Below are 15,252 nucleotides of genomic sequence, written 5' to 3' on the forward strand. Positions count from 1 at the left end.
CTTTGCTGATTTCACGCGAAAGATCGATTTATGAAAACCAACGCCTATCGGGCGGCGCCTTTGCTGGCGCTCGCCTTCTCGCTTGTCCCTGCCGCGGCGCAGGCCGCCGAGGCCGAAGCCGATCCGACGATCATCGTCACCGCCCCCGAACTGACCAACGACGCCGAAGCGCGCGTCGCCAAGACAGCAGGCGGCGCCGATGTCGTCAGCCATCAGGATTATGCCGACAAGTCGATTGTTTCCCTGCGCGACACGCTGGCATTTTCGCCCGGCGTCTATCTCCAGCCGCGTTACGGGCAGGAGGTCCGCATCTCGATCCGCGGATCGGGGCTGTCGCGCGGTTTCCATATGCGCGGTCTGACGCTGCTGCAGGACGGGGTGCCGATCAACCTGGCCGATGACAATGGCGACTTCCAGGAACTCGAGCCCATCTTCTTCGACCATCTCGAAGTCTATCGCGGCGCCAATGCGCTGCGGTTCGGGTCGGGCACGTTGGGCGGCGCGGTCAATGGCGTGACGCCGACCGGGCGCACGGCGGAGGGCTTTTATCTGCGCGGTGATGTCGGCAGTTTCGACAGCTATCGCGGGCTGGTGTCGGCGGGGGTTGCAGGCGACCGCGTCGATGCGTGGGGCGCGATCAGCGCCGATACGTCGGATGGCGACCGCGATCATGTGAAGCGCCGCAGCCTGCGTTTCCATGGCAATGTCGGGATGCAGTTTACTGACGTCGTTTCGAACCGGCTGTATGTCAGCGTCAATCACATCAAACAGGAAATTCCCGGCGCGCTGACCTTTGCCGAGGTGCTGACGACACCGCGCAAGGCAGGGCCGGGGGTGGTTGCGGGTGATTACGGCCGCGACATCGATTCGATCCGTATCCAGAATCGGACGCGTTTCGACTGGGGCGCGGCGCGGCTGGATGTCGGTGCCTTTGTGAACGCCAAATCGCTTTACCATCCGATTTTCCAGGTGGTCGATAGCGAGTCGCTCGATCGCGGGGGATATTTCCGCTTCGATTATGGCGCCGAAGCCGTCGAGATCACGCTGGGAGGCGAACTGCGCGTGGGCGATATTCGCGCAAAGCGCTTTACCAATGTCGCCGGGCGGCGCGGGGCGGTGCAGGTCAACGCCGATCAGGATGCACGAACCGCCACGCTCTATGGCGAGGTGCGGGTCAAGCCAGTTGAGGCATTGTCCTTGATCGCGGGCGGTATTTATGCCGACGGGATGCGGCGGCAGGTGATGAATTTCAATGCTACCGCCCCGATGCAGAATGGCACGATCGGCCGCGCCGACTTCGACGCTTTCTCTCCCAAGGTCGGGCTGTTGTTCGAACCGGCCGACGGCGTCCAGATCTATGCCAATTACAATCGTTCGGTCGAATTCCCGGGCTTCAGCGAGCTTGCCCAGATCGTCAGCTTTGTCCCGCTCGATCCGCAGCGGGCATGGACGGCCGAAATCGGGACGCGCGGCAAGACGGGACCGGTGAGCTGGGATCTGACCCTGTATCGTAGCGACATCAAGGGCGAGCTGCTCCAGTTCAATGTCGGTCCGAATATCCCCGCATCGACCTTTAACGCGGGCCGGACGCGGCATCAGGGGGTCGAGGCGGCGCTGGAGTTGAATCCTGCTGACTGGCTGCGGCTGCGACAGGTTTATACGTACAGCGATTTCCGCTTTCGCGGCGACGCCAGCTACGGCGACAACCGCCTGCCGGTGGTACCCAAGCATGTCTATCGGGCGGAGGCGCGGATCGGGAGCGACGCGCTGCATATCGCGCCGAATGTCGAGTGGGTACCCGATGGGCCGTTCGCCGATTACCGCAATCTGGTGCAGACGCCGGGCTATGCTTTGCTCGGCGTGACGGGCGGGGCGCGGATTGCCGAGGGGGTCGATGCTTTTGTCGATGTCCGTAACATCACGGGCAAGAAGGCGATCGGCGACATCAGCGCGGCGATCACCGTGACCCCGACATCGGCAATCTATTACCCGGTCGAGCGCCGCGCGGTGTCCGCCGGTATTCGCGCGCGCTTCTAAGCGAAAGGACAGGGGATGACCGACATCAACCGGATTCCGCTCTATCGCACGATCTGGCGCTGGCATTTCTATGCCGGGCTGTTCGTCATCCCCTTCATCCTGATGCTGTCGGTGACGGGCGCGGCCTATCTGTTCAAGCCGCAGCTCGACCGGTGGCAGGAGCGCGAATGGCGCGGTCTGCCGGTCGCCGAGCGGGTCGATGCCGACGCGCAGGTGGCGGCGGCGCTGGCCGCCTTTCCCGGTGCGAATTTTCATTATTATCGCGTGCCGCAGACGCCCGGCGATGCGGCGATCGTTCACGTCGGTTTGCCGAGCGGGGGGATGCGCGATGTGGCGGTGGCACCCAAGGGCGAGGTGATCGGGTCGGCCAATCCCGACGACCGGATTTCGGCGTGGCTGGCAAAGATCCACGGCAGCTTGCTGATCGGGCGTGCGGGCGGGATCATCGTCGAACTGGCGGCGAGCTGGGCGATCGTGATGATCCTGACCGGGCTCTATCTGTGGTGGCCGCGCGGGCGCGGGGTGGCGGGAGTCGTGTGGCCGCGGCTGGGGCTGGGCGGGCGAACCGTGCTGCGCGACCTGCACGCGGTGACCGGTTTCTGGGTGTCGGGGCTGGCGCTGGTGTTGCTGCTGACCGCGCTGCCGTGGACCGATGTCTGGGCGCAGGGCTTTCGCGCCGTGCGCGCCGAAATGGGGTGGGTGCAGGGCGCGCAGGACTGGAAAAGCGGCGGCCATGCCAGCCATCATGCGGCGCATGATCATAGTGCGATGGCGAAAGCGATGCCCGCGCCGGTCGCGGTCGGCGACGAACCGCGTGTTCCGCTCGACCGCATTGTGCTGCGCGCGCAAAATGAAAATCTGCCCGCGCCGGTGATCATCCAGCCGCCGGGGGCGCCGAATATGTTCGGGCCGCCCAATGGCGACAGCTGGACGCTGACCACGCAGACGCAGAACCGGCCGCTGGTGCGCAAGGTAAGCTACGACGTCGTCACCGGGATCGAGGTGTCGCGCAGCGGTTTTGCCGACAAACATATCATCGACCGCATCGTCGGGATCGGCATCGCCTGGCATGAGGGGGCGCTGTTCGGGATCGTCAGCCAGCTGATCGGGGTGCTTACGGCTTTGATGCTGATGACCCTCGCGGTGTCGGGGTTCCTGATGTGGCGACGGCGCAAGCCTGAGGACGCCCTGGGCGCGCCGCCGCTGCCGCGCGATCCGGCGAAGCTGAAGGGGGTGGCGGCGATTGTGCTGTTGCTCGCCGCGCTGCTGCCGTTGCTCGGTGCCTCCCTGATCTTGCTATGGCTCGTCGATCGGCTCATCATCCCGCGCCTGCCGCGCGCGGCGCGATGGCTGGGAATGGCGCGCGCGTGAAGGTTTCATCTGAAACCAGTTCATGCTAGACGGGATGGTATGAAAGACGGCTTTACCCATGTCCATGAAACGCCGCCGCCGGGGGCCGCGGCGGACTGGACCATTTCGCAAAATTGGGACGCCTTCACCGCCGACGAACATGCGATGTGGGACAGACTGTTCGCGCGCCAGTCGGCGATGCTGCCCGGCCGCGCCTCGGAGGCGTTCCTGCGCGGCATCGACGTGCTGCGGCTCGAAAAGCCGGGGATCCCCGATTATCGCGAGCTCAACGCGCGATTGATGGCGGCGACGGGGTGGCAGGTCGTGGCGGTGCCGGGGCTGGTTCCCGACGAGGTGTTTTTCGACCATCTTGCCAACCGGCGCTTTCCTGCGGGCAATTTCATCCGCACGCCCGAGCAGCTCGATTATCTGCAGGAACCCGACGTGTTTCACGACGTGTTCGGCCATGTCCCGATGCTCGCCGACCCGGTGTTCGCCGACTATATGGTCGCCTATGGCCAAGGCGGGCTCCGCAGCCTGCAATTCGACGCGCTGAAACAGCTCGCACGGCTTTACTGGTATACGGTCGAATTCGGCCTGATCCGCGAGGCGGGCGGCCTGCGCATTTATGGCGCGGGGATTGTGTCGTCCTATGCAGAAAGCGTGTTTGCGCTCGACAGCGATAGCCCGAACCGCATCGGTTTTGATCTCGCGCGCGTGATGCGGACCGATTATCGGATCGATGATTTTCAGCAGAATTATTTTGTCATCGACAGCCTCGATCAGCTGCTCGATACGACGGTGAACACCGATTTTGCGCCGCTTTACGCCGCGAATGATGCGCTGCCGCCGATCGCGATTGCCGATATCCTTCCGGGTGACGAGGTGATCACGCGCGGCACGCAGGAATATGCGCTGGGCAAGCAAACCGCCTGAACCCGTTCGTGTCGAGCGAAGTCGAGACACGCATGAGGAGCGCGCCACTTCAGCGGTCTCGACTTCGCTCGACACGAACGGAAATATCGCGGTCTGCTACCAGCTCCCGAAACTCGCATCCGCCGGGTCGGCGCGGTGGAAGGCGCGCTCCTTGCGGCGCCAGCCATAGCGGCGGCGCTTGACGAGGAGCAGGCACGGCCAGTCGGCGCTGCCACCGCGCGCGGCGAGGCGGAAACCTTGCGCGCGATAGGCGGCGAGCACCGGCTCCATCTGGCGCGCGATCAGCCCGGCGAGGATCGCATGACCGCGGGGCGCGGTTGCAGCGCCGATATCGGGCGCAAGCGTGATCAGCGGCCCGGCAAGGATATTGGCGATGACCAGATCATAAGGCGCGCGGTGGCGGATCGCCGGATGATCGGTCCCCGGCGCCACCGCGAGAGCGAGGCGTCCGCCGCCGCGGCCCAGCGGCACGCGGTTGATCGCGGCATTGTCGCGCGTCACGAAAATACTGGCGGGGTCGATGTCCGACGCAATCGTGCGCGCGCTTGGCCAGAGCGCCATGGCGGCAAAGGCCAGCAGCCCGGTGCCGGTGCCGATGTCGGCGATGTTGCGCGGGCTGGCGCCCTGCCGCGCGAGACGGTCGAGCATGGCAAGGCACCCCGCGGTCGTATCGTGGCCGCCGGTGCCGAACGCCTGGCTGGCATCGATCAGAAAGGGGGTGGTGCCGGACGGAATGCGGTCGGCATGGCTGCTCGTATGGACGAAAAAGCGCCCCGCCTGCACGGGTTCCAGCCCCTGCTGCGACAGCGTGACCCAATCCTCTTCGGGCAGCTCGGCGACGACGGGTTTTGTGCCCTTTGCGCTCGGTACCAGCGATTGCAGCAATTTGACGAGCGCCGCACCGGGCTTGTCGTCCATATAGGCGTCGAGTTGCCATTGCCCCGCATCCTCGTCGATCTCGCGCGTGACCACGACGGGCGCCTCGGGCAGCGCGTCGAGTGCGGGAATCTCCCCCGACAGCGCTTCGGCTTCGGCGCGGGCGCAGGGGAGCGAGACGATCCAGCTCATCGGTCAGCGCACATAGCTCGCGCCGTTCACGTCGAGCACCGCGCCGGTCATCGAGGCGGGCGCGTCGAGCGCGCACCAGCGCGCCATCTCGGCGACCTCGTGCGGTTCGGCGACACGGCCCAAGGGAATGTCGGCGAGCAATTTGTCGCCGCCGCGGCTCGCCAGATACTCGTCGGCCATGCCGGTCATGGTGAAACCGGGGCAGATCGCAAAGGCGAGAATGCCGTCCTTGGCATAGGCGCGCGCGATGGTTTTGGTCATCGCGACCATGCCCGCCTTTGATGCGGCATAATGCCAGTGCGCGGGGCTGTCCCCCCTATGCGCGGCGCGGCTGGCGATGTTGACGATGCGGCCGTTGGTCCGGCGTTCTTGCCAGTGCAGCACAGCGCGCCGGCAGAGGTCGGTGCTGGCGGTCAGATTGATCTGGAGCGTGCGGTTCCAGTTCGCCAGCCAGTCGGCGTCAGCATTGCCGATCGGGTTCGCTTCGAAAACCCCGGCATTGTTGACCAGAACGTCGATGCGGCCGTCGAGCTGGTCGAGGCTGCTTTGCCACAAGCGCGCGGGGGTGGCCGGGTTCGCCAGATCACCGTCGGCGCTGGCCAGCGCGACCGTTTTGACGGCGTCGCAGGTTAGCGCTTCGGCGATCGCGGCGCCGATGCCGCGGCTGGCGCCGGTGATCAGGATGTGGGTTTGCATGGGGCGGCTTTAGCGAGGCAACGGCGTCAGTCCAACCGCCAAACCGCGCCCAATTGCGTCAGGACATTCCTCGTTCCGTTCGTGTCGAGCGAAGTCGAGACACGCCGAAGTCGTGCGCTGCTGATGGGTGTCTCGACTTCGCTCGACACGAACGGGGCAAAGGTCCGTTTATGCCACCCGGCGGCTGAACTCGCTCGCGGCCTGTTCCAGCTGCTGGAGCCGCCCGCCCATCATCGCAAATTCCTGGCTGAGCACGCTGATCTCGCTCGCGACCATGCCTGAATCGTTGCGGATGCTGGCGATGGTCGACGACATGGAATCGGCGGCGAGCGCGGTTTCGTCGACTGCGGCGGTGATCGAGGTGACCGTCTGCGCCTGTGCGTCCATCGCATCGCGGATGCGCTGCGCCGATTGCTGGACTTCGACGATCGTCGCCTGGATCGACTGGTTGGCCGAAACCGATCCGCGCGTCGCCTGCTGGATCGCGGTGATCTTGCCCGCAATATCGTCGGTTGCGCGCGCGGTTTCGTTGGCGAGGCTTTTGACTTCCTGCGCGACGACGGCAAAGCCGCGGCCCGATTCTCCGGCGCGCGCGGCTTCGATCGTGGCGTTCAGCGCGAGCAGGTTGGTCTGGCCCGCGATCTCGCGGATCAGGCCCAAAATGGACTCGATCGATTCGGCGTGGTGCGACAGCGTCTCCGACATCGCGACCGCTTCGCCCGCCTGTTCGGAGGCGCGGGTGGCGACGCTGGCCGATGCCTCGACCTCGCTGCGCGCATCCTCGATCGCGCGGATCAGCCCGGCGGCGGTCGAGGCGGCTTCGCGCATTGCCATCGCCGATTGCTCGGACGCGGCGGCGACTTCGCTCGTTTTGGCGATCATGCCCTTGGCCGCCTGATCGGCCGAGGCGGCTTGTTTGGCGAGCTGTTCGCGCACCCCGTCGGTGTCCTGCACCAGCGAGGCGATCGAGCGGTCGAAATCATGGGCCAGCGTCTGCCGTTCGCTCGAAATCACCGCGCGGTCGAGTTTTTCGGCGTAACGCTGCATAATATCGAACTCGAGCAGCGCGAGCCGGTTGATCGCGCTGGTGAGCCGCGTCAGGCGCGCCGCATCGTCGATGCACGCCGCGACGACATATTCGATGGTCAGCCGCTGGCTTTCGGCGATGCACGACATGACCAGCGCGAGCGGCAGTTTGACGCGCCGCGCCATATGCGCGTTCTGGCAGGCGATCGTTGCGACCTCTTGTCCCGCGGCGTCGGCATATTTGGTTTCGGTGTGGCGCGCGCTGCCGCGCACATAGGATTCGAGCAGCTCGCCTTCGACCGGTCGCTCGACGCTGGGCAGCGCGTTGAACGCATCCCAATAGGCGCGCGCGATTGCCTCCTCGCGCCCGGCGATGATCGCGTAAACTTCGCTCGCCTGGGCGGCAAGCTGACCGTCGAGGTCGTAATAGGGGAAGCGTTCGGCCATCGAGATCGGGTCGATTTGCTGCTTATGAATCGGATTATCCTTCACCATGATCCTGCTTCCCTGATCGATCGCGCCGCGCGAGTCTGACGCCCGCCTGTCGTCGGCAAAACATATGACCGGGCTATGCCGCGATTTTGGTAAATTGCGCGTTAACCAGCGGCGCGGTTTTTTGGCTCAAGCCGTGTCGCCGACCGGTACCGGATAGCCCTCGAACGCCTTGATCGTGCGCAGCGCAAAGGCGCTGTGCATCGCCGCGACCCCGGGCAGCCGAGACAGGCAATGGCGGTGCAGCCGGTCGAAATCGGCAACATTGCGTGCCGCGACGCGCAGGCGGTAGTCGGAAGCGCCCGAAAGCAGCTGGCATTCAAGTATCTCGTCGAAACTTTTGACCGCGCTTTCGAACGCGGTCAGCGCCTCCTCGCTCTGCGAGGTCAGGCTGATATCGACGAACACGTCGAGCCCGAGGCCGATACGGTCGGGGGCAAGGCGTGCGGTATAGCCGGTGATGATCCCGGCGGCCTCCAGGGCGCGGATGCGGCGGTGGCAGGCGGAGGCCGACAGGCCCACGACGTCGCCAAGTTCGGCGGCAGGGCGCGGACCGCCGCGTTGCAGCATGTCGAGGAGCTTACGGTCGATTCGATCAATCATCGCGCGTGAAATGTCCGTATAACGCAAAATTTGTGCGTGATTATCGATGATCGGCGGACGATATGCAAGCATCTCGCTCCGTATTTCTGCTATAGCGCGCAACGATAATCGACACCGCCCTGACGTTTCGAGTGGCGGCGATCAACCGGAGAGCGACAATGATCATCGGCACCCCCAAGGAAATCAAAAACCACGAATATCGCGTCGGACTGACCCCCGAAAGCGCGCGCGAACTCGTCGTCCACGGCCACCGTGTGCTGGTGCAGACGGGCGCGGGCGAAGGCATTGGCGCACACGACCGTTTCTATGTCGAGGCGGGCGCCGAGATCGTTCAGACGGCCGAAGAGATTTTCGCGACCTGCGACATGGTGGTCAAGGTCAAGGAACCCCAGCCCGGCGAGCGCGCGATGCTGCGCGAAGGACAGATTCTTTATACCTATCTCCACCTCGCGCCCGATCCCGACCAGACCCGCGACCTGATGAAATCGGGTGCGGTGTGCATTGCTTATGAAACCGTGACGAGCCCGCACGGCGGCCTGCCGCTGCTCAAACCGATGAGCCAGGTTGCGGGGCGCATGTCGATCCAGGCGGGCGCGACCGCGCTCGAAAAGGCGCATGGCGGCCGCGGCGTGCTCTTGGGCGGCGTCCCCGGCGTGGCGCCGGGCAAGGTGTGCGTGATCGGCGGCGGCGTTGTCGGCTTCAACGCGGCGCAGATGGCGGCGGGCCTCGGCGCCGACGTCACCATTCTCGACCGCGATCCCGAAGTGCTCGAACGCGTCGGCACCTTTTTCGAGGCGCGCGCCAAAACGCGCTTCTCGAACCGCGCGAACCTCGCCGAATGCGTCGCCGAGGCCGACCTTGTGATCGGCGCGGTGCTGATCCCCGGCGCCGAAGCACCCAAGCTGGTCAACCGCGACATGCTCGGCACGATGCGTCCCGGCTCGGTGCTCGTCGACGTCGCGATCGACCAGGGCGGCTGTTTCGAAACCAGCCATGCGACGACCCACGCCGACCCGACCTATATCGTCGACGACATCGTCCATTATGCCGTCGCCAACATGCCGGGCGCGGTCGCGCGCACCAGCACCTATGCGCTCAATAACGTCACCCTGCCGCACGCGCTGCGCATTGCCGACCTCGGTTGGAAAGAAGCGTTGAAGCGCGACGTGCATCTTGCGCAGGGTTTGAACGTATGGAATGGCAAGGTGACGTTCGAAGCCGTCGCGGAAGCGATCGGGACGGACTATGCGCCTGTGGAACAGGCGCTCGCCTGACAACAAGGACATGGTGCAAGAATGACCGACCAAGCTCCCCCGCCGCCGCACGCCAACGAACCCGAGGAGAATGAGGTGCTGCGCGCCGCACGCGAGCAGCGCCAGCAGCAGGAAGCCGCCGACGCGGCCGAGGCCGCGGACAAGGAGGCGGCGAAAGGCAAGCGCGGCTGGAAAACGGCCGCCGCAGCGGGCATCGGCATCGGATCGGCGGCGGTGATCGCGGCGCTGCTTTACGCGAACCGCGACAAGCTCAAGTGATCTGATCGTGGGTTCGGCAATACCGGGCCGGAAGGCGGTGCGTTATCTGCGCTGCGACCGCCATCGGTCGCGGTAGTCGGGTCGGCGCCGCGGCCATGGGCTCACCCCTGCCGACGCAAGAAGGCATACCCATCGCATGACGCTGTTGCGGAACCCGATCCGGCTGGTCCCGACGCTGTTTCTGATTGCGATTGCCATTGGAACCGTGCTGTTGAGCCTGCCCGTTGCCACGGCAGATGGCACTGGCGCGCCATTCCTGACGGCGCTTTTTACGGCCACGTCCGCGGTTGCCGTGACCGGTCTGGTGGTGGTCGATACCGGAAGTTACTGGTCGCCTTTCGGTCAGATAGCCATTTTGCTGATGTTCCAGATCGGCGGCCTCGGCATCATGACGGCGGCCACTTTGTTCGGCCTGATCGCGGGGCGCGGTTTCGGCTTGCAGGATCGCATAGCCACGCAGGTCGAGCGGGGTCGGCTCGAAACGCGCGACGCGCTCTCGGTTCTGAAGCTGGTTTTCGCGATCACGATCATGGTCGAGGCGGCAATCGCCATCGTCCTGGCGATCCGCATGGCGGTCCATTATGACATGAACTGGGCTGCCGCCGCCTGGCACGGGCTGTTCCACGCGGTCAGCGCCTTTAACAACGCCGGTTTTTCGACCTTTTCCGACAGTGTGATGGGGTATCAGTCCGATCCGGTCATCCTGGTTCCGATTATGCTGGCGGTGATCCTGACCGCACTCGGCTTTCCGGTGATGCAGGATCTGCGCGAGCACCGTTTCGGCTGGCGGCGCTGGTCGCTCCATTCCAAGGTCACAGTCGCCGGCACCGCCGCTCTGCTCGCTATTGGTTTCACCGCCATCCTTGCGATGGAGTGGAGCAATGCAGCGACTCTCGGACCAATGGGCGTAGGCAGCAAGCTGCTCAATGCGGCGTTTCATTCGGTGATGCCGCGGACCGCCGGTTTCAATAGCCTGGATGTCGGCGGATTTCACGATCAGACGCTGATGGTCAACTATCTGTTGATGTTCATCGGCGGCGGCAGCGCCGGAACGGCGGGCGGGATCAAGGTGACGACGTTCATCGTGCTGTTCGCCATCGTCCTGTCCGAAGTGCTGGGCCGCCGCGACGCCGGGCTGTTCAACCGCCGCTTTGGCAGCGATGTCGAACGGCAGGCGCTGACGGTCACAGTCCTTGCCGCGAGCCTTGTTTTCGCGGCAGCCACCTATATCGCGTCGGTGACCGCCCTGTCGTTGCAGGACATTCTTTTCGAGTGCATCTCCGCCTTTGCGACGGTCGGCTTGTCGACGGGGATTACCGCCGATCTGCCGCCCGGCGCGCAAGTCGTTATCGTGCTGCTGATGTTCGTCGGCCGGGTGGGAACGATTACTGTCGCCACCGCGCTGGCCGTCGGAAGGCGACCGCGCCCTTATCGTTATCCCAAGGAGAACCTCATTGTCGGCTGACAAGCGAAAACCCGTCCTCGTCGTGGGCCTCGGCCGTTTTGGCGGCGCCGTGGCGCGCACGCTGAGCAACAATGGTGGCGAAGTATTGGGGATCGATAACAATCCGCAAATGGTGCAGGAATATGCGGGCGACCTGACGAAGGTGGTCGAGGCCGACTGCACCGACGGTGCCGTCTTGCGGCAGCTCGGCGTCGTCGATTTCGAGGCGGCGGTTGTCGCCATCGGCAGCGATATCGAAGCCAGCGTGTTGACCGTGCTGGCGCTCGCCGAGCTTGGCCTGTCCAATATCTGGGCCAAGGCCAATAATGACAAGCACGCCCGCATCCTCGAACGTATCGGCGCCACCCATGTGGTGTTTCCCGAGCAGCGCATGGGCGAGCGGGTGGCGCACCTGCTCAATGAACGGCTGCTCGATTTTATCGCTTTCGATGATGCCTTCGCCATCGCCCGACTCAGCGCACCCGAACCGATTGTGGGGCTTCCCCTGGTAACGAGCGCGTGCCGCAAGAAATATGATGTCACCGTGGTCGGGGTGAAGCGGACGGGCGAGGCGTTTATTCACGCCGTTCCCGACACGCTGATCTTTCCCGGTGACGAATTGGTCGTGTCGGGCCGGATCAAGGATATCGAGCGTTTCTCGGCTATCTAGAGCGCGATGACATGATATTGCCCCACCGTGATTGCCCCCGGAAGTTCGCCGGCAAGAAGCGTCTCGTAAGACGGGCTGGTTGCCCGGTCCAGAGACGCGCCGCTGTCCGGCGGGCTTCCGGGGGCAACCCCTGCGGGGCGGGCCTATTTCGGCCGATTGCCACGTTGCTCGTCGGGCACGATGTCCCGCATCGCGCCGCTCCTCGCGCCTCGCACTCGGCCAAAATCGGCTCCGTCACGGTGGGTCAATATCATGTCATCGCGCTCTAGGGTCAGCGTCTTAAGTGGTTTCCGCGCTACGGCATCTCGTCGCAATCGCAGCCCCATGCTCCTAAGCAATTGCATATCGCGCGCGTGGCGCTAAACCGGCGCGCATCGACCGAACAGAGTCAGAAACGGGGCTGATATGGCTGGCAATGAACCCAATGCGCGTCCGCGCGCGCCGCATTTGCAGGTGTATAAATGGGGACCCGCGATGGCGGTGTCGATCCTGCACCGCGCCAGCGGTGACGGCCTTGCGATCGTCGGCGCTCTCATGTTCCTGTGGTGGCTCGGCGCGATCGCGGCGGGGCCGGACGCTTATGCCGCGTTCGTCGCGTGCGTCTGGCACGATCCCAGCCCCGAAATCACCCTGTTTCGCCAGATCACCAACATATTGGGCAAGGTCGTGCTGGTCGGGGTGACCTGGGCATTTTTCCAGCATCTGTTTTCTGGGCTGCGCCACCTGATCCTCGACACCGGTGCAGGGTATGAACTCAAGACCAACAAGATGTGGTCGGCGCTGGTGATCGCCGCTGGGGTCCTCGCGACCGCCGCGACCTGGCTTTGTATCATGGCGGGAGCACTCTGATGGGTGACGGCACACAGCTCGGCAAGGTTCGCGGCCTCGGCTCGGCGAAACACGGGTCGCACCACTGGCTCCAACAACGGCTGACCGCGCTCGGCAACATCCTGCTCGTCGGTTTCCTGTTCGTTTCGCTGATCCGCCTGCCGCTGGGTGACCATGGCGCGGTGCTGCGCTGGGCCGCGAACCCGCTTGTCGCGGTCGCGCTGGTGCTGCTGCTGGTCAGTGTGTTCTGGCACCTGCGGCTCGGCCTGCAGGTGCTGATCGAGGATTATGTACACGGGCCGATGCGGCTGCTCGCGCTCGTCCTGCTCAATTTCTATGTCGTCGGCGGCGCCGCATACGGGATCTTTGCGATCGCCCGGATCGCGCTCGCGCCCGTGACGGCCGGCCCGGGGGGCATGTGACATGACCGACGCTTACAAGATCATCGACCATATCTATGACACCGTCGTCGTCGGGGCCGGCGGCTCCGGCCTGCGCGCGACGATGGGCAGCGCCGAAGCGGGGCTGAAGACCGCGTGCATCACCAAGGTGTTCCCGACGCGCAGCCACACGGTGGCGGCGCAGGGCGGCATCGCCGCGTCGCTCGGCAACAACTCGCCCGACCACTGGACGTGGCATATGTACGACACCGTCAAGGGCTCCGACTGGCTCGGCGACCAGGACGCGATCGAATATATGGTCCGCGAAGCGCCCGCGGCGGTGTATGAGTTGGAACATGCCGGGGTGCCGTTTTCGCGCAACGCCGACGGCACCATCTACCAGCGTCCGTTCGGCGGCCATATGCAGAATATGGGCGAAGGCCCGCCGGTGCAGCGCACCGCCGCCGCTGCCGACCGCACCGGCCATGCGATGCTTCACGCGCTGTACCAGCAGTCGCTGAAATATGACGCCGATTTCTTCGTCGAATATTTCGCGCTCGACCTGATCATGGAAGACGGCCCCGACGGCAAGGTTTGCCGCGGCGTTATCGCCTTGTGCATGGACGACGGCAGCATTCACCGTTTCCGTTCGCAGGCCGTCGTGCTCGCGACCGGCGGCTATGGCCGCAGCTATTTCACCGCAACCTCGGCGCACACCTGTACCGGCGATGGCGGCGGCATGGTGCTGCGCGCCGGTCTGCCATTGCAGGACATGGAGTTTGTCCAGTTCCACCCGACCGGCATCTACGGCGCCGGGGTGCTGATTACTGAGGGTGCGCGCGGCGAGGGCGGCTATCTGACCAACTCCGAAGGCGAGCGGTTCATGGAACGCTATGCCCCGTCGGCGAAGGATCTGGCGTCGCGCGACGTCGTGTCGCGCTCGATGGCGCTCGAAATCCGCGAAGGCCGCGGCGTCGGCCCGCACAAGGACCATATCTTCCTGCATCTCGACCATATCGACCCGGCGGTGCTCGCCGAGCGGCTGCCCGGGATCACCGAGAGCGGCAAGGTGTTTGCGGGCGTCGATCTGACCCGCCAGCCGCTGCCGGTCGTGCCGACCGTCCATTACAATATGGGCGGCATTCCGTGTAACTATCATGGCGAAGTCGTCACGCTGGGCAAGGATGGTCCTGACACCGTCGTCCCCGGCCTGTTCGCGGTCGGCGAAGCCGCCTGCGTGTCGGTGCATGGCGCCAACCGTCTCGGCTCGAACAGCCTGATCGACCTCGTCGTCTTTGGCCGCGCGACCGGGCATCGGCTGCGCGACATCATCAAGCCGGGTGCGGCGCAGCAGCCGCTGCCGAAGGACAGCGCCGATCTGGCGCTCGGCCGCCTCGACCATTTCCGCCATGCCAAGGGCGGGTCGCCGACCGCGGAAATCCGCACCGAAATGCAGCGCGCCATGTCGGCGCACGCCGCGGTGTTCCGCACCGACGAACTGATGGCCGAGGGCAAGGAAAAGCTGACCAAGACCTATCAGCGGATGAACGATGTTGGGGTCACCGACCGCAGCCTGATCTGGAACACCGACCTTGTCGAAACGCTCGAGCTCGACAATCTGATCAGCCAGGCGACGGTCACGATGCACTCGGCGCACAACCGCAAGGAAAGCCGCGGCGCCCACGCGCACGAGGACTTCCCGAACCGCGACGACGCGAACTGGATGAAGCACACCGTGGCTTGGTTCGACGGCTGGGGCGGCAAAGGCGGCGGCGTCCGCCTCGATTATCGCCCGGTCCACGAATATACGCTGTCAGACGACGTCGAATATATCAAGCCGAAGGCGCGGGTTTATTGATCGGGGCGCAGCGCGCGTTACTTAGAACCAGCTTTCGATCGGATTGATGTCCGAGAAGGGTTGGTCGACGTCTTGGCCCATGACCCATAGTTTCTGACACGCGACGGCGAAAAAAATCAGCGCGACGGTCCATACGATGAAGGTTTTGCGGATCTGCCAGAGGCGTTCGGCTTCGGCGGCCTTGGCGCGGGCCTTGTAATCGATGCCCAGTTCGCCTTCGAACTCGGCCACCAGCTGCGCGCGGCGGGTGCGCGAAATATTCGCGATACTCGCGTTACTTTCGTCAGCCTTTGCGCGGCGAGTCGCCATGGTTGTACCCTGACTAGATAGTC

General features: G+C 64.7%; 16 protein-coding genes. 11 read left to right on the top strand and 5 right to left on the bottom strand.

All coding sequences use genetic code 11. The features are described from left to right. Nucleotides 1–30: 30 nt before the first annotated feature. The 3 genes from IR187_RS08495 to phhA are packed head-to-tail and all read left to right on the top strand — an operon-like array spanning nucleotide 31 to nucleotide 4,323. Nucleotides 31–2,037, top strand: coding sequence for a TonB-dependent receptor family protein (locus IR187_RS08495; RefSeq protein ID WP_194954177.1), 2,007 nt, complete (start codon nucleotides 31–33; stop codon nucleotides 2,035–2,037). Nucleotides 2,038–2,052: 15 nt separating this feature from the next. Beyond that, nucleotides 2,053–3,408 carry a PepSY-associated TM helix domain-containing protein gene (locus IR187_RS08500; RefSeq protein ID WP_194954178.1) on the top strand — a complete coding sequence of 452 codons (1,356 nt, stop codon included), beginning with the start codon at nucleotides 2,053–2,055 and terminating at the stop codon, nucleotides 3,406–3,408. Nucleotides 3,409–3,447: 39 nt separating this feature from the next. Further along, complete coding sequence (gene phhA / locus IR187_RS08505; protein ID WP_194954179.1) at nucleotides 3,448–4,323, top strand: phenylalanine 4-monooxygenase; 876 nt, start codon at nucleotides 3,448–3,450, stop codon at nucleotides 4,321–4,323. A 96-nt stretch (nucleotides 4,324–4,419) separates the two neighbouring features. Here the strand turns inward: phhA and IR187_RS08510 are convergent, their stop codons facing one another. From IR187_RS08510 to IR187_RS08525, 4 genes are all read right to left on the bottom strand, one after another. Further along, nucleotides 4,420–5,391: a 50S ribosomal protein L11 methyltransferase gene (locus tag IR187_RS08510; protein ID WP_194954180.1), complete on the bottom strand. Its 972-nt coding sequence runs from the start codon at nucleotides 5,389–5,391 to the stop codon at nucleotides 4,420–4,422. Nucleotides 5,392–5,394: 3 nt separating this feature from the next. After that, nucleotides 5,395–6,087 (bottom strand): SDR family NAD(P)-dependent oxidoreductase, encoded by a 693-nt coding sequence (locus IR187_RS08515; RefSeq protein WP_194954181.1) that lies wholly within the window; start codon nucleotides 6,085–6,087, stop codon nucleotides 5,395–5,397. A gap of 168 nt (nucleotides 6,088–6,255) precedes the next feature. Further along, nucleotides 6,256–7,608 carry a methyl-accepting chemotaxis protein gene (locus IR187_RS08520; protein WP_194954182.1) on the bottom strand — a complete coding sequence of 451 codons (1,353 nt, stop codon included), beginning with the start codon at nucleotides 7,606–7,608 and terminating at the stop codon, nucleotides 6,256–6,258. 126 nt (nucleotides 7,609–7,734) lie between these two features. Next, nucleotides 7,735–8,208 (bottom strand): Lrp/AsnC family transcriptional regulator, encoded by a 474-nt coding sequence (locus IR187_RS08525; RefSeq protein ID WP_194954183.1) that lies wholly within the window; start codon nucleotides 8,206–8,208, stop codon nucleotides 7,735–7,737. A 158-nt stretch (nucleotides 8,209–8,366) separates the two neighbouring features. Between IR187_RS08525 and ald the strand changes: the two genes are divergently transcribed. The 8 genes from ald (at nucleotide 8,367) to sdhA (ending at nucleotide 14,920) form a co-directional block, all read left to right on the top strand. Beyond that, a complete protein-coding gene (gene ald, locus IR187_RS08530; RefSeq protein WP_194954184.1) occupies nucleotides 8,367–9,482 on the top strand; it encodes an alanine dehydrogenase in 1,116 nt (371 codons plus the stop codon). Between the two features lie 21 nt (nucleotides 9,483–9,503). Beyond that, on the top strand, nucleotides 9,504–9,740 hold the full coding sequence (locus IR187_RS08535; RefSeq protein WP_194954185.1) for a hypothetical protein: 237 nt from the start codon (nucleotides 9,504–9,506) through the stop codon (nucleotides 9,738–9,740). 136 nt (nucleotides 9,741–9,876) lie between these two features. Next, nucleotides 9,877–11,205, top strand: a complete 1,329-nt coding sequence (locus tag IR187_RS08540; protein ID WP_194954186.1) for a TrkH family potassium uptake protein — start codon at nucleotides 9,877–9,879, stop codon at nucleotides 11,203–11,205. Then, a complete protein-coding gene (locus IR187_RS08545; protein ID WP_194954187.1) occupies nucleotides 11,195–11,854 on the top strand; it encodes a potassium channel family protein in 660 nt (219 codons plus the stop codon). The genes IR187_RS08540 and IR187_RS08545 overlap by 11 nt, the downstream gene beginning before the upstream one ends. Nucleotides 11,855–11,865: 11 nt before the next feature. Continuing rightward, entirely contained in the window at nucleotides 11,866–12,123 is a 258-nt protein-coding gene (locus IR187_RS17095) for a hypothetical protein (RefSeq protein ID WP_324187670.1), read from the top strand. Between the two features lie 136 nt (nucleotides 12,124–12,259). Next, entirely contained in the window at nucleotides 12,260–12,703 is a 444-nt protein-coding gene (sdhC, locus tag IR187_RS08550) for a succinate dehydrogenase, cytochrome b556 subunit (RefSeq protein WP_194954188.1), read from the top strand. Next, nucleotides 12,703–13,104 carry a succinate dehydrogenase, hydrophobic membrane anchor protein gene (gene sdhD / locus IR187_RS08555; RefSeq protein ID WP_162548388.1) on the top strand — a complete coding sequence of 134 codons (402 nt, stop codon included), beginning with the start codon at nucleotides 12,703–12,705 and terminating at the stop codon, nucleotides 13,102–13,104. The genes sdhC and sdhD overlap by 1 nt, the downstream gene beginning before the upstream one ends. A 1-nt stretch (nucleotide 13,105) precedes the next feature. Further along, entirely contained in the window at nucleotides 13,106–14,920 is a 1,815-nt protein-coding gene (gene sdhA, locus IR187_RS08560; protein WP_194954189.1) for a succinate dehydrogenase flavoprotein subunit, read from the top strand. A gap of 21 nt (nucleotides 14,921–14,941) precedes the next feature. Here the strand turns inward: sdhA and IR187_RS08565 are convergent, their stop codons facing one another. Then, the gene (locus IR187_RS08565; RefSeq protein ID WP_194954190.1) at nucleotides 14,942–15,229 is read right to left on the bottom strand and encodes a hypothetical protein; all 288 of its coding nucleotides are present in this window, start codon (nucleotides 15,227–15,229) and stop codon (nucleotides 14,942–14,944) included. Between the last annotated feature and the right edge of the window lie 23 nt (nucleotides 15,230–15,252).

The organism is Sphingopyxis solisilvae, from assembly GCF_015475875.1.
Classification (GTDB): domain Bacteria; phylum Pseudomonadota; class Alphaproteobacteria; order Sphingomonadales; family Sphingomonadaceae; genus Sphingopyxis; species Sphingopyxis solisilvae.

Excerpts from the sequence above, each read along its gene's own strand:
- IR187_RS08495 (WP_194954177.1), top strand. The coding sequence starts at position 31 with ATGAAAACCAACGCCTATCGGGCGGCGCCTTTGCTGGCGCTCGCCTTC.
- IR187_RS08500 (WP_194954178.1), top strand. The coding sequence starts at position 2,053 with ATGACCGACATCAACCGGATTCCGCTCTATCGCACGATCTGGCGCTGG.
- phhA (WP_194954179.1), top strand. The coding sequence starts at position 3,448 with ATGAAAGACGGCTTTACCCATGTCCATGAAACGCCGCCGCCGGGGGCC.
- IR187_RS08510 (WP_194954180.1), bottom strand. The coding sequence starts at position 5,391 with ATGAGCTGGATCGTCTCGCTCCCCTGCGCCCGCGCCGAAGCCGAAGCG.
- IR187_RS08515 (WP_194954181.1), bottom strand. The coding sequence starts at position 6,087 with ATGCAAACCCACATCCTGATCACCGGCGCCAGCCGCGGCATCGGCGCC.
- IR187_RS08520 (WP_194954182.1), bottom strand. The coding sequence starts at position 7,608 with ATGGTGAAGGATAATCCGATTCATAAGCAGCAAATCGACCCGATCTCG.
- IR187_RS08525 (WP_194954183.1), bottom strand. The coding sequence starts at position 8,208 with ATGATTGATCGAATCGACCGTAAGCTCCTCGACATGCTGCAACGCGGC.
- ald (WP_194954184.1), top strand. The coding sequence starts at position 8,367 with ATGATCATCGGCACCCCCAAGGAAATCAAAAACCACGAATATCGCGTC.
- IR187_RS08535 (WP_194954185.1), top strand. The coding sequence starts at position 9,504 with ATGACCGACCAAGCTCCCCCGCCGCCGCACGCCAACGAACCCGAGGAG.
- IR187_RS08540 (WP_194954186.1), top strand. The coding sequence starts at position 9,877 with ATGACGCTGTTGCGGAACCCGATCCGGCTGGTCCCGACGCTGTTTCTG.
- IR187_RS17095 (WP_324187670.1), top strand. The coding sequence starts at position 11,866 with ATGATATTGCCCCACCGTGATTGCCCCCGGAAGTTCGCCGGCAAGAAG.
- sdhC (WP_194954188.1), top strand. The coding sequence starts at position 12,260 with ATGGCTGGCAATGAACCCAATGCGCGTCCGCGCGCGCCGCATTTGCAG.
- sdhD (WP_162548388.1), top strand. The coding sequence starts at position 12,703 with ATGGGTGACGGCACACAGCTCGGCAAGGTTCGCGGCCTCGGCTCGGCG.
- sdhA (WP_194954189.1), top strand. The coding sequence starts at position 13,106 with ATGACCGACGCTTACAAGATCATCGACCATATCTATGACACCGTCGTC.
- IR187_RS08565 (WP_194954190.1), bottom strand. The coding sequence starts at position 15,229 with ATGGCGACTCGCCGCGCAAAGGCTGACGAAAGTAACGCGAGTATCGCG.